Source organism: Streptomyces sp. SCSIO 30461, from assembly GCF_037023745.1.
GTDB lineage: Bacteria > Actinomycetota > Actinomycetes > Streptomycetales > Streptomycetaceae > Streptomyces.
The window spans coordinates 3,113,583-3,125,321 of record NZ_CP146101.1; the positions used below are offsets into that span (position 1 = coordinate 3,113,583).

Sequence of the window (11,739 nt, forward strand, 5' to 3'; positions counted from 1 at the left end):
CGTCGGTCCCGCATCCGAGCGGCGCGACGTCCGCCCGGCTGTGGGCGCTCGCGGGTGAGCCGGATCCACGACTCGGACCCGTTCGGCCTACGGCTCGGACCTGTGCGGCCCGCGGCCCTGGGTCCGGCTCGACCGAGCCACGTGTCGCGGGCCGAGCGGCGTCAGCTCGACTGCACCACGGACAGCGCGGGCGCACCGGTCGGCAGCATGTGCTTGGCGGCCATGATCGGGATGTCTCCCGCCCGTACGACCTGGGTGACGAGTACGGCGGGGGTGTCCGCGGGCCGGTCGAGCTGAGCGCCGCGCCGCTGTCCGAGCGAGGTCGCCGTCACCCCCGCGTGGGCGGTCAGCGCAAGCCCCCGGGAGGCCCCCGCCAGCACCGCCAGCATCGAGGTCCGCTCGGTCTCGGTCGCGCGTAGCGCGTCGGCGAACGCCGGGTGCGCCCGTGCCAGCACCTCGTCCGCCGCGGCCCACTCCTGGCTGAGAGCCGCCGCCGCACCGTCACCCGTCAGCAGGGACTCCCAGAAGCGCAGCTCCGCACGGGCCGGTGCGTGCAGATGCTGGGTGGTGAAGTCGGTGGGTTCCTCGACGGTCCGCAGCAGCGCTCTCACCCGCAGCGGCGCACCACCCGGTGCGAGCTGCTCCTCCAGTGGCTGGATCTGTTCGAACCCGCGTCGCGGCTGCTGGTCGTTGACTGTTCTTCCCACACCCCTGCGCACCGTGAGCAGCCCGTCCTCCTGGAGCAGCAGCAGCGCTTCACGCAGCGCGGGCCGACTGACGCCGAGCTCCGCAGCGAGCCGGGGCTCGGACGGCAGCGTGGATCCCGGCGGATAGGTGCCCTCGTGGATGGCGTCTGCGATGCGTTCGTACAGGATGACCACCGGCCTGCGCTGCCGCTCGCTCGCCGGTCCGCTGACTACCACTGTGACTCCCCGGGCTTGCTTGTCTGCTCACTGCTGGGGCGTGGCGGCTTGTCGCCGACACCTCCGCCGTCGAGAAACCCACCGTAGTTCACGGTCAGCAGGGCCTTGCGGGTCTACGCAGGTAGATGTCAGTCTGGTGCCGCTTTCTTTCTTGTCTGACAAGGGTGGGCGATGATACTCGGCGGGCCGCCCTCGGACAGGACTCAGGCGGTTTCGGCGGCTCCTGGAGGAGCGTTTCACCCGTTCGGCCCGCCCAGCAGCCTCATGGGGCCAGGATCCGTCCATCCTGGTCCCATGAGTCCCAAGGGCGGATCGAGGAGCGGCAAGGGAACGGGCCATCCGGCGGGCGCGGGCGGCACCCACGGCCGCTTCACGCCCCGCAGGATCCTCTTCCTGGTGATTGCGGCGCTCACGCTGGTCTTCATCTTCGAGAACACCCGCAAGGTCACGGTCAGACTGCTGATCCCCGAAGTGGTCATGCCGCTCTATCTGGCCCTGCTCGCCGCGGCGGTCCTGGGCGCGCTCTGCGCGGCGCTCTACCTCGGTCGCCGAGGCAGATGACGGGGCGGGACGCCCGGGGCCGCCCCTGCCTCATGCCCGCCGATCCGGACTCCACGCCAACGCCGGCACGACCGTCGGCCCTGCGGCCTTGGAGGCCCGGAGTTCCGGCAGGCCGTGACCGCGCGATGCGGCGCGACAGGACGTGGACCGCCGCGGGCGGCTATCCGGCGGCCGCGGCCTTCTGATCGACGTACTCGAACACCGAGCCATCCGGGTGTGCGGCGATGAGATTGCGGCCCACCGGCGTGGCCACCGGACCGGCGATGACGGCCGCACCGGCCGCGGTCAGGGCGGCACGTGCCTCGTCCACGTCTTCCACCGCGATGGTGGCCGCGACTTTGCGGAGCACGTCGATCTCCTCCTCAGGGCCGCTCATCAGGAGGAAGCAGCTCACCGCGGCGACGGATACGCCACCGCGCGCGAAGCGCAGCGCGGTGGCCCCGGTCAGGCGCTCGTAGAAGTCGGCCGCGGCGTCCAGGTCGGCGACGTAGATGCGTAGTGTGCTTCCGATGATCTGCATGCGCAGCAGGGTAGTTGGGCGATCGATGCGATGCTGATCGATCCCCGGACGGACCGCGGCTACGCGCGGCAGAGCAGCTCGCCGTGCGGAACGCCGAACCACGCTCCTTCCCGGCGCCCCCACTCCCGCCAGGCCTCGGCGACGGCCGCCAGCTCGGCGGCGCTCGCGTGGCCTCCGCCGACAGCCAGCCGAGCGTAGTCCGACTGGGTCGTACGGTCCGCCCAGAGCCCACTCCACCAGGCGCGTTCCTCCGGTGTGACGAAGCACCAGGCGGATGCGGTCGCGGTGATGTCGGTGAAGCCCGCCGCTCGGGCCCAGGTGTACAGCCGGCGCCCGGCGTCCGGTGCCCCGCCGTTCGCACGGGCCACCTGCTGGTACAGCTCCAGCCAGCGGTCCAGGCCCGGCACCTCCGGATACCAGCTGAACGAGCCGTAGTCGCTGTCGCGGACCGCGACGAGTCCGCCGGGCCGGCAGACCCGTCGCATCTCGGTCAGGGCGAGTACCGGGTCGCCGACGTGCTGGAGCACCTGATGCGCGTGCACGACGTCGAAGGAGTCGTCCGGGAAGTCCAGGGCGTGGACATCTGAGGCGGCGAAGGCGATGTTGTCCTGGCCGCGCTCCGACGCCACCGCACGGGCCGCGTCCAGGACCCCCGGCTCGCTGTCGACGGCCGTGACCGCGCCCGGTGCGACCAGCAGAGCCAGATCGGCCGTGATGGTGCCGGGCCCGCAGCCCACGTCCAGTACGTCGAGTCCCGGCCTGAGCTCCGGCACCAGATAGCCGGCGGAGTTCGCGGCAGTACGGCTGCGGTGCGAGCGCAGTACCGATTCGTGGTGCCCATGGGTGTAAACGGCGGTGGCAGCGGTTCCCTTGGTCATGGTCCTCGCACTCCGTTCCCTCAAGTCGGTTGCGGACGGGCAGACTTCACGCGGATCGCGGCATGGACCCGGGAAAGCGGCCGCACCACCACCGTACGCCCTTCAAGTCGAATCATGAGATATGCGTCTTACTATTCGGACGGACGTAGGAGCGGCCCCGGCCGTTCGCGTCCGGCCCGGTGGAGGCGCAGAGTGGGGGCCATGGACACCGTCGCTCTTCTGGACCGGCACTCCGAGGCGCTCGCGCTCTTCACCGAACGGGTGCACGCCGTTCGGCCCGACCAGTGGGACAGGGCGACTCCGTGCGCCGAGTGGACCGTCCGTGACCTGGTGAACCATCTGACGGCTGAGCAGCTGTGGGTGCCATTGCTCGTCGGAGCCGGTCGCGGCACCGCGGAGGCAGGCGACGCCTTCGACGGCGATGTGCTCGGCGCGCACCCCGCCGTCACCTGGGACCGGGCCGCCTCCGGTGCGAAAGCTGCCTTCAACATGCCGGGTGCACTGGACAGGACCGTGGAGCTGTCGTACGGCGAGCGCACCGCTGCCGACTACTGCGCGCAGATGGTGGCCGACGCGACTGTGCACACCTGGGATCTGTCCCGGGCCATCGGCGCGGACGAAGCCCTCCCGGAAGCGCTGGTCGAGTTCACCGCCCGGGAGGTCGCCCCGTATGCCGCCGGGCCGGCCCGGAGCGGCCTGTTCGCGACTGCGGTCGAGCCACCGCCGGGCGCGGACGCCCAGACCGAGTTGCTCTGCCTGCTCGGGCGGGAGCCCTGACCGAATCGGCCCTCCGGCCGGACGCCCCGATGGGTGAGCCCCGATCGGACCAGCCCGGTTCGGACCACTCCGTTCGAATCAGCCCCGGTCGGCCCATCCCCGGTCACGTGAATGGGCCGACCGGAGCGGCGGCGCGGGCGGAACCTTCGTATAAAGGGCTCATGGCCTTTGTCGACACGTGAGCCGGGCGGTGTTCCCGGGCGCGAGCACGGGAGGTGGGCCCATGCGGCGGACGGCCCCGGAAGACCACGGACCGGTCCGGTACGGCCCGCACGCGCCGGAACCCGGCCTGCCCGTGCTGCCCGAGCTCGCCGAAGTGCTCGCGGCGGCGGCCGGGGACACCTCCACGCCCGAGCCGACCGGCGGGGGACCGGTGCTGCGCGAGGCGGCCGTCGGATACTGGTGGCGGCGCGGGCTGCGCAGCCGTCCGGAGGACGTCGCCGCCGCGCCCGGTGCACAGCCCCTGCTGCTCGCCCTGCTGGCCGCGCACGGGGGGGATGTGCTGATGCCCCGGCCGTGCCCGGCCTGGTGGACACCACAGGTCCGGTTGCTGGGACGGCCCGCGTTCCATGTGCCGACGCCCGCCGAGTGCGGGGGCGTGCCGGATCCGTACGCCCTGCTGGAGACGGTGCGCAGGGTGCGGGCCGAGGGCGGCAGCCCGAACCTCCTGCTGCTGTCGGTCGCCGACGACCCGACCGCCACGGTCGCCCCGCCCGAGCTGGTGCGCGAGGCCTGTGAGGCCGCGGTCGACCAGGGGATGCACATCATCAGCGACGAGACCTGGCGGGACACACTGCACCGGCCCCACGAGCGGGTACTGCTGAGCCCCGCCGAGATGTGCCCGGACGACGCGACCGTGGTCAGCGACCTGTCGGGTGCGCTCGCCCCGGCGGCCTGGCCGGTCGCGGTCGCCCGATTCCCGTCCACCGGGCGCGGGGCCGCGCAGCGGGCGAGGGTTCTCGACATCCTCACCGCGCTGGGGGCCTTCGTCGCCGGCCCGGTGGCCGCTGCCGCCGCGCACGCACTCGGTGAGCCCGAGCCCGTCGCCACCCGCGCCGCGCGTGCGGCCGCCCTCCATGCCCGGCTCGCGGCGGCGGCCCACCACGCGGTACTCATGTCCGGTGCCCTCTCGCGTCCCCCGCAGGCCGGTCGGCACCTCTATGCCGACCTCGGACCCCTGCGCGCCCGTCTGGCCGCCCGCGGGGTCACGGACTCGATGGAACTCGAGGACCATCTGAGCGCCCGTCTCGGTGCCCTGTCACCCGGCGGCCACCGCTTCGGCGACGAACTCGGTGCCCTCCGCGTACGACTGGGCACGGGGCCGCTGCTCGGCGCGACCGCCGAGGAGCGGATCAGCGCGCTGACCGCGGAACGGCCACTGGAACTGCCCCATGTGGCAGAGGCGTTGTCCCGCTTCCGATCGGCCTTCGACGAACTCCGCTGAAGGAACGCAGATGCACGAACTCCGCTGAACACCGCCGCGAACCGCGAGCCCCACACGCGCCGAACGGAGACCCGAGATGAGCGACCACCCGGAGCCCCCGCCCGACCCCGCGAACGACCCCGACCAGCCGGATGGGCATCGCGGTGCGCGGAGCACTGCGGTATCGCCGCCCGCGCCCTCGCACACCGGAACGGGCACCGGACCCGACCCCGGGCAGCCCCTGCCCGTACCCGAATACGATGCTCCGGCGCACACCCCGCCACCCGCGCCCGCCCCCGGAACGGCAAGCCGGGTTCGGGCACTCGGATCCACCCGTCGCTGGCCCCGCTCCTTCACGAACCGGCTGACCGCCCCACTCCCCGGCGTACGGGCTCTCGCCAGGCTGGCCAGGGAAGGCGCGTTGAGACCCGCCGCCGCGGGGCTCGCCGATGTCCCCCAACTCCCCTTCGCCCCGGATCCACTACCCGCCGCCGACCCGGGGACCGTTGCCGTCACCTGGGCAGGGCACGCCAGCTGGGTGATCGCCATCGGCGGCCTCACCGTGCTCACCGACCCCGTGTGGTCCCGGCGCATCCTCGGCACCCCGGCCCGGCTCACCCCGGTCGGCGTCCGCTGGGAGGATCTGCCGTCCGTCGACGCGGTGGTCATCAGCCACAACCACTACGACCACCTGGACGCCCCTACCATCGCCCGCCTGCCCAGGCGCACTCCGGTCTTCGTCCCGGCCGGGCTCGGCCGCTGGTTCCGGCGGCGCAGGTTCAGCCGGGTGACCGAACTCGACTGGTGGGAGGCCGCCGAGCTCCCGTCGCCGGACGGGGGAGCGGTGCGTTTCGACTTCGTACCGGCGCACCACTGGTCCAAACGCACGCTCACGGACACCTGTCGTTCGCTCTGGGGCGGCTGGGTACTCACCGATCAGCGGAGCCGCCGGGTGTACTTCGCGGGCGACACCGGATATGGCCATTGGTTCAAGGAGATCGGCCACCACCATCCGGACATCGATCTGGCACTGCTGCCGATCGGGGCATATGCGCCGAGGTGGTGGCTCAGCACCGTGCACACCGACCCGGAGGAGGCCGTGCAGGCGTTCACCGACCTGGGCGCCCGGAACATGGCACCGATGCACTGGGCGACCTTCGTGCTGTCAGCGGAACCCGTGCTGGAGCCGCTCCGGCGCCTGCTCGCCGCTTGGGACCACACGGGTCTGCCGCGCGAACGGCTCTGGGACCTGCCGGTCGGCGGCTCGCGGCTGCTCGCGACCGCATGACGGTGAGGGCAGCGGAGCGGCTCAGGGCGGCCCACCACCGGGAGCCCCTCTGCGCGGCCCCCCTCGTCGCAGCCTGCCCCACAGCGCTGGGGCGCCGCTGATCAGCAGGGTCAGCGCCACCACCGCGAGCACGCCCTGCCACGGCTCGGGGAACAGCGAGCCGCCGAGGATCCCGATCAGCCCGTACGCCGCCGCCCACGCGAGGCACGCCGGCGCGTCGGCCTCGGCGAATCGGCGCAGCGGCATCCTCGTCAGCAGACAAGCCAGCATCACCGGGATTCGCCCGGCGGGCAGCAGCCGTGACACCACCAGCATCGTGACCCGGCGCCTTTCGAGCCCACGCTCCGCTTGCGCCAGCCGCTCGGCAGTCACCCGCTCACGCAGTGCCGCCAGCCACCGGGAACCGCCGCGGAAGCTCAGTCCGCGCCGCCCCAGCCAGTACAGCGTGATGTCCCCGGTGAAGGCCGCGAGTGCTGACACCAGGAACACAGCCGGTACGGCGTACGGCAACGGCTGGTGGAGCGCTACCACCGCGACCGAGCTCACGACGGCCCCGGTCGGAATCACCGGCACCAGCGAGCCCAGTGCGATCAACAGGAACAGCGAGGGAAAGCCGACCGCGTGCTGAGTCGACTCGAGAGGCAGTTGTCCGATCGCCTCCTGGAAGGTCACCGGCCCCCCTCCGCCATCAGCCCGGTCATCGGCCCGGTTCTGTCGCCGTCAGGCCCCCCTGACCGGACCTCCGCCGTCGGCCCGCCTCTCTCCCGGGCCGCTGTCATCGGCCGACTTCCGGCCGGACGCTCTCACCGTGCCCCAATCGGTGCACCGCCACGCGTGGTGCCAGCCGCGCCGCCTTCCTGGCGAACTCGTCGCCGGGTGAGTGGAACTCATGGGGCCGGACCGCGTCCATGCCGATGGGCCAGTACGTGCCGTAGTGCACCGGCACCGCCGCGCGCGGCGCGAGCGCGGCGAGCGCTCGCGCCGCCCGGTCCGCGTCGAGATGGCCGTGTCCCAGGAACGGTCCCCAGCCGCCCACCGGGAGCAGAGCCACATCGATCGCGCCGACCGCGTCCGCCATCCCGTCGAACAGCCCGGTGTCACCCGCGAAGTACGTCTGGGCGTCGCCCTCGATCACATAGCCGAGTGCGGGGGAGCGATGGGGCCCCAGGGGCAGCCGCCGGCCGTCGTGCAGCGCTGGGACGGCCCGTACCCGCAGCTCGCCCACCACCACCTCGTCACCGGGACGCACCTCCGTGACGTGAAGTCCTGCCAGGCGCCGAAGACCGGGCACCGACCGGGGAGCGCCGCGGGGCACGATCAGCCGGGTCCCGGGCGCGAGCAGGGCCAGCGATGGCAGATGCAGATGGTCCGCGTGCAGGTGCGAGACCAGGACGGCGTCGGCCACCGCGGCTTCGGCGGGCGGCACGGCTCCGCGCCGGCGCCTTAGATGCGCGAGTCGGTTCACGAAGAGCGGGTCGGTGAGCACGCGGACACCTGAGTCCTCGACGGTACAGGTGGCATGACCCCACCAGGTCACCTCCATCGGCACGTACCGCCTCCTCGGCTTGTCTCGCGGTCCCGCATCCGTGGCCTTCGCAAGTCCTCTACGAGCGTAGGCGCTCGGCGGCGTGCGAGGTCGTCGGAGTCGTTCGACGGCGGTCTGTGGCGCTCGGTTGCGCACGGGGGAGTCCGGTGCCGTCGAGAGCGCCGGTGTGCGCCTCCCCTGCGCCGTCGACTCCGCAGTAGGGTCACCCTCGACAATTCACCAGGGGACAGGGGGATCGCTCCATGGAGCACGCGCCCGGCGGCTCACCGGACTCCGGAAGACACCGTCTGCGTGCGGCATCGATCGCCAGCCTCACCCCGCTGGAGGAACTGGACGGCGAGCCCTTCCTCGTGGACACCCGCAGCCAGCATGCCATGTGCGCATACTGGGCTGCGGACAAGGGCTACGTCGTCACCCGCGAACTGCTGTTGTACGGGCTGCGTCCCGACCACGGCGTGCTGTGGGCCGACGTCGACGCGGGCTTGGTCGACCTCTTCGTCGCCCCCAACGATCGTGTGCTGGCCCGGGCGGTCACCTCGGTTCCGGACTTCTCGGCGGAGTGCGAGCGGCGCGGGGTGCGCCTGGAGACCGCGGGGCTGGACGAACCGGTCTACGACGCCGCGATGAAGGCAACGGTGCACCGCAGGATGTCCATGCCGACCGCCGGCTACGACGGCTGCTGACCTTTTTTGCGACGCTGGATCGCAGGCGACGCGAGAGGCAGTGACGGCGCGTGGGCGATGAGCACGTGGACGAGGGGCGCACCGGCGACCGGCGCGCGGGCGGCCGGAGTGGCGGCCATCGGCGTGGTGACAGCGAGCGGTCCTGGCGAGCGGTGGGCAAGGCCCTGGTCCGGGTGATCGTGGTGTGGGCGGTGTCCACCCTCACCCTGCTCGTACTCGCCGGAATCCTCCCGGACTTCCGGCTCCAGGCGTCCGCAGGGGACAGCATCACCCGGACCGCGATCACCGCCGCTCTGGGCGCGGGCGCATTCGGGCTGCTCAGCGCTCTGGCGTGGCCACTGGCCGTGCGCGCCTTGTTGCTCGTTCCGGCGCTTGTGCTCGGACTGCTGGTGTTCTTCCTCAACGGCTCGCTGCTGCTGTTCGCACTCTGGCTGATCCCCGACGACCGCGGTTCCGCCGATCCCGAGACCGCCGTGGTGGTCGCCGCCGTCATGTCCGCCGTGGCCTCCGCCACCTCCACCGCACTCACCGTAGGGGACGACAACGCCTACCGCCGCCGCCTCTCCCGCCTCGCCCAGCGAAGACGGCGGCGCCGCGGTGACCGGGGACTCGGCGGCGAAGCCCCGGCAGGCACCGTGTTCCTGCAACTCGACGGTGTAGGGCACACCGTGCTGCGCGCCGCCGTCGATGACGGGCTGATGCCCACCGTCGCCGACTGGCTCGACACCACGCACCGCGTGACACCCTGGCGTACCGACTGGTCCAGTCAGACCGGCGCAAGCCAGCTCGGCATCCTGCACGGCTCGAACCACGACATCCCCGGTTTCCGCTGGTACGAGAAGGACACGGGCCGGACCATGGTGAGCAACCGTCCCGCGAGCGCGGCGGAACTCCAGCGCAGGGCGGTCGCCCGCACCCGGGATCCGGGGCTGCTCAGCGTGGACGGCGCGAGCCGCGGCAACCTGTTCAGCGGCGGCGCCGACCAGCTGGCGCTGGTGCTGTCCGTGGCCGCCCGCCGCGGCCGCGCCAACCGGTCCCGGGCCGGATACTTCGCCTACTTCTCGGACCCCGCCAACGCGGTCCGCACCGCGGTCGCCTTCGTTGCCGAGGCCGTGCGCGAGGTCGTCCAGTCCGTCCGCTCCCGGCTGCGCGGTGACCGGCCACGAGTCGGCCGCGGCGGGCTCTACCCGCTCATCCGGGCCTTCGCGACCGTCGTCGAACGGGACGTCGTGGTCGCCGCGGTGATCGGCGACATGCTGGCCGGCCGTACCGCCGTCTACGCGGACCTCGTCGCCTACGACGAGGTCGCCCACCACTCGGGACCCCACAGCCGGGACGCCGCGAAGGTACTGAGCCGGATCGACCGCTCCATCGCGCTGATCGCCAAGGCCGCGGCGCACGCCCCCCGGGTGTACCGGATCGTGCTGCTCTCCGACCACGGCCAGAGCTCGGGTGAGAGCTTCGCCCGCGCTTACGGCCTCACGCTCAAGGACCTGGTCAGAGCCGGCTGCGGGCTGCCGGTCCCGCGCCGCGCCGGACGCACCCCGAGCGGCGCGGAGGCCCGGGACGCCGCCCGGGACGCATTGCGCGGTGTGCTGCTCCGATCCGTGGAGCACGGGGCGGACGTCTCGGGCAGCCCCGACACCCCGGGCGCGGGTGAGCAGGCGGCCGGGGGGCGGCGGCCTGGCGACGGGGTGTCCGAGCCCGTGGTGCTCGCCTCGGGCAATCTCGGTCTCATCTCCTTCCCCGATGTACCGGGGCGGCTCAGCCGGGAGCAGATCGACCGCCGCCACCCGGCTCTGCTGCGTACCCTCGCCAACCACCCCGGCATCGGATTCCTGCTGGTGCACGGTGAGCGCGCCGGATCCTTGGTGCTGGGGCCGGGTGGTGTGGAGCTCCCCGTGAGCACGCTCGACGGCACCGGACCCCTGGCCGCCTTCGGCCCGGGGGCGGCCGATGCGATCCGGCGCACCGACACCTTCCCCCACGTCGCGGACATCATGGTGAACTCCAGCTACGACCCCGTGGCGGGCCGGGTGCACGCCTTCGAAGAGCAGATCGGTTCGCACGGCGGGCTCGGCGGCGAGCAGTCGTACCCCTTCCTGCTGTCGCCGTACGAGCTGTCCGAGCCGGTCGTGGACGGCGTGGAACTGGTGGGTGCCGAGCAGGTGCACCTCGTGCTCCGGCGCTGGCTCGGGGAGGCCATGGGCGGTACCCACAGGGCCCAGGCGCCGCTCGCCGAAGCCCGCGAGACCGACCGAGCGCGTGCGGTGGATGACGGGGCGCATCCGACGGACCCGACGGACGACGGGGCGCACTCGGTCTAACGCGATACCCCATGGGGGTGCAACGGTCGTCTGGGCGCTGAGCCGGGGCCGTCCTGCGGGCACATGTGGCAGGTGCAGGAGGTTGTGCCCGTGAACCGTGCCACGTGCTGTGCCGATGCCGCTGTCCGTGCCGTCGTGCGCGCCGCTTCCCAGGCCGCCGTTCGTGCCGCGATCGTCGCCCTGACGGCGATCGTCGCACTGCTCTGCGCACCGGAGACCGTCGCCACCGCGGCCGTGCCGGGCCAGAGCGCACCGGCCCCGGCCTCGTCACTCCCGGCGGAAGTCCCGGGGGAGGTGGCACAGGACACCGCCGAGTCGGAGGACCTGCCGAGGCCGCTGCGCCGTACCGAGAGGCGCGGCATTCAGCCCCATGCCGGGCCGGTGACCGCGGCCCCGGCGCAGACCGACCCGTACGGTGAGGCAACCCCTGCCGGCGCACGGCCTTCGCCCGGAGCGTCGAGAACGCTGGTCCTGCGCTGCTGATGGGCCCGGAGCGGGCCCGGACGGGATCGGCACCCGTGTGCCGCCGTCATGGCCCGCTCCCGGCACATCAGCACACCGTCACCACTTCTCAGCATCCGCAGGGAGCACAGCCATGCCCATCGACGCCTTCGCAGCCCTGAACGCCATGGTCCGCGCCGAGGTGGCGCGTACGGATCTGTCGGAGCATCCGTGCGAGGACCCGGCCGAACCCGAACAGGCCCCGGCCACCGCCACCACGAACGGGGAGGTACGGCCCGCGGCGAACGGTTCGCCCGGCTGAGCGGCCCCGCCACGGTCCCGGTTCCCTCGTCGGCTCCGGCGCCCCCGCGC

13 protein-coding genes are annotated in these 11,739 nt (G+C 72.7%); 8 read left to right on the top strand and 5 right to left on the bottom strand.

Going from position 1 to position 11,739, the window contains the following annotated elements:
• Positions 1-161: 161 nt before the first annotated feature.
• Positions 162-923: a GntR family transcriptional regulator gene (locus V1460_RS13710; protein WP_338674002.1), complete on the bottom strand. Its 762-nt coding sequence runs from the start codon at positions 921-923 to the stop codon at positions 162-164.
• A gap of 294 nt (positions 924-1,217) precedes the next feature.
• On the opposite strand from V1460_RS13710, the gene V1460_RS13715 reads away from it, so the two are divergent.
• Positions 1,218-1,484, top strand: a complete 267-nt coding sequence (locus V1460_RS13715; RefSeq protein ID WP_338674003.1) for a DUF1049 domain-containing protein — start codon at positions 1,218-1,220, stop codon at positions 1,482-1,484.
• Positions 1,485-1,644: 160 nt separating this feature from the next.
• Here V1460_RS13715 and V1460_RS13720 read toward each other — a convergent pair whose 3' ends face one another.
• Both V1460_RS13720 and V1460_RS13725 read right to left on the bottom strand, forming a co-directional pair.
• Positions 1,645-2,004, bottom strand: a complete 360-nt coding sequence (locus V1460_RS13720) for a VOC family protein (protein ID WP_338674004.1) — start codon at positions 2,002-2,004, stop codon at positions 1,645-1,647.
• A gap of 59 nt (positions 2,005-2,063) precedes the next feature.
• Positions 2,064-2,882 (bottom strand): methyltransferase domain-containing protein, encoded by an 819-nt coding sequence (locus tag V1460_RS13725; protein WP_338674005.1) that lies wholly within the window; start codon positions 2,880-2,882, stop codon positions 2,064-2,066.
• A gap of 201 nt (positions 2,883-3,083) precedes the next feature.
• Here V1460_RS13725 and V1460_RS13730 point away from each other — a divergent pair, with 201 nt between their 5' ends.
• From V1460_RS13730 to V1460_RS13740, 3 genes are all read left to right on the top strand, one after another.
• The gene (locus tag V1460_RS13730; protein ID WP_338674006.1) at positions 3,084-3,659 is read left to right on the top strand and encodes a TIGR03086 family metal-binding protein; all 576 of its coding nucleotides are present in this window, start codon (positions 3,084-3,086) and stop codon (positions 3,657-3,659) included.
• A 223-nt stretch (positions 3,660-3,882) separates the two neighbouring features.
• The gene (locus tag V1460_RS13735; RefSeq protein WP_338674007.1) at positions 3,883-5,103 is read left to right on the top strand and encodes an aminotransferase class I/II-fold pyridoxal phosphate-dependent enzyme; all 1,221 of its coding nucleotides are present in this window, start codon (positions 3,883-3,885) and stop codon (positions 5,101-5,103) included.
• 76 nt (positions 5,104-5,179) lie between these two features.
• Positions 5,180-6,370 (top strand): MBL fold metallo-hydrolase, encoded by a 1,191-nt coding sequence (locus tag V1460_RS13740; RefSeq protein ID WP_338674008.1) that lies wholly within the window; start codon positions 5,180-5,182, stop codon positions 6,368-6,370.
• A gap of 21 nt (positions 6,371-6,391) precedes the next feature.
• Here V1460_RS13740 and V1460_RS13745 read toward each other — a convergent pair whose 3' ends face one another.
• Together V1460_RS13745 and V1460_RS13750 are read right to left on the bottom strand one after the other, a co-directional pair.
• On the bottom strand, positions 6,392-7,042 hold the full coding sequence (locus V1460_RS13745) for a VTT domain-containing protein (RefSeq protein ID WP_338674009.1): 651 nt from the start codon (positions 7,040-7,042) through the stop codon (positions 6,392-6,394).
• Between the two features lie 103 nt (positions 7,043-7,145).
• Positions 7,146-7,919, bottom strand: a complete 774-nt coding sequence (locus tag V1460_RS13750) for an MBL fold metallo-hydrolase (protein ID WP_338674010.1) — start codon at positions 7,917-7,919, stop codon at positions 7,146-7,148.
• Positions 7,920-8,158: 239 nt separating this feature from the next.
• On the opposite strand from V1460_RS13750, the gene V1460_RS13755 reads away from it, so the two are divergent.
• From V1460_RS13755 to V1460_RS13770, 4 genes are all read left to right on the top strand, one after another.
• Positions 8,159-8,599 carry a hypothetical protein gene (locus V1460_RS13755; RefSeq protein WP_338674011.1) on the top strand — a complete coding sequence of 147 codons (441 nt, stop codon included), beginning with the start codon at positions 8,159-8,161 and terminating at the stop codon, positions 8,597-8,599.
• Positions 8,600-8,778: 179 nt separating this feature from the next.
• Positions 8,779-10,926: a phage holin family protein gene (locus V1460_RS13760; RefSeq protein WP_338678038.1), complete on the top strand. Its 2,148-nt coding sequence runs from the start codon at positions 8,779-8,781 to the stop codon at positions 10,924-10,926.
• Between the two features lie 90 nt (positions 10,927-11,016).
• Entirely contained in the window at positions 11,017-11,409 is a 393-nt protein-coding gene (locus tag V1460_RS13765; protein ID WP_338674012.1) for a hypothetical protein, read from the top strand.
• 112 nt (positions 11,410-11,521) lie between these two features.
• Positions 11,522-11,689 carry a hypothetical protein gene (locus tag V1460_RS13770; protein WP_338674013.1) on the top strand — a complete coding sequence of 56 codons (168 nt, stop codon included), beginning with the start codon at positions 11,522-11,524 and terminating at the stop codon, positions 11,687-11,689.
• Positions 11,690-11,739 lie beyond the last annotated feature (50 nt).

What these genes read in the sequence shown, in the direction of transcription:
- V1460_RS13715 (WP_338674003.1), top strand. Translation starts at nt 1,218, where the DNA reads ATGAGTCCCAAGGGCGGATCGAGGAGCGGCAAGGGAACGGGCCATCCG.
- V1460_RS13720 (WP_338674004.1), bottom strand. Translation starts at nt 2,004, where the DNA reads ATGCAGATCATCGGAAGCACACTACGCATCTACGTCGCCGACCTGGAC.
- V1460_RS13725 (WP_338674005.1), bottom strand. Translation starts at nt 2,882, where the DNA reads ATGACCAAGGGAACCGCTGCCACCGCCGTTTACACCCATGGGCACCAC.
- V1460_RS13730 (WP_338674006.1), top strand. Translation starts at nt 3,084, where the DNA reads ATGGACACCGTCGCTCTTCTGGACCGGCACTCCGAGGCGCTCGCGCTC.
- V1460_RS13735 (WP_338674007.1), top strand. Translation starts at nt 3,883, where the DNA reads ATGCGGCGGACGGCCCCGGAAGACCACGGACCGGTCCGGTACGGCCCG.
- V1460_RS13740 (WP_338674008.1), top strand. Translation starts at nt 5,180, where the DNA reads ATGAGCGACCACCCGGAGCCCCCGCCCGACCCCGCGAACGACCCCGAC.
- V1460_RS13755 (WP_338674011.1), top strand. Translation starts at nt 8,159, where the DNA reads ATGGAGCACGCGCCCGGCGGCTCACCGGACTCCGGAAGACACCGTCTG.
- V1460_RS13770 (WP_338674013.1), top strand. Translation starts at nt 11,522, where the DNA reads ATGCCCATCGACGCCTTCGCAGCCCTGAACGCCATGGTCCGCGCCGAG.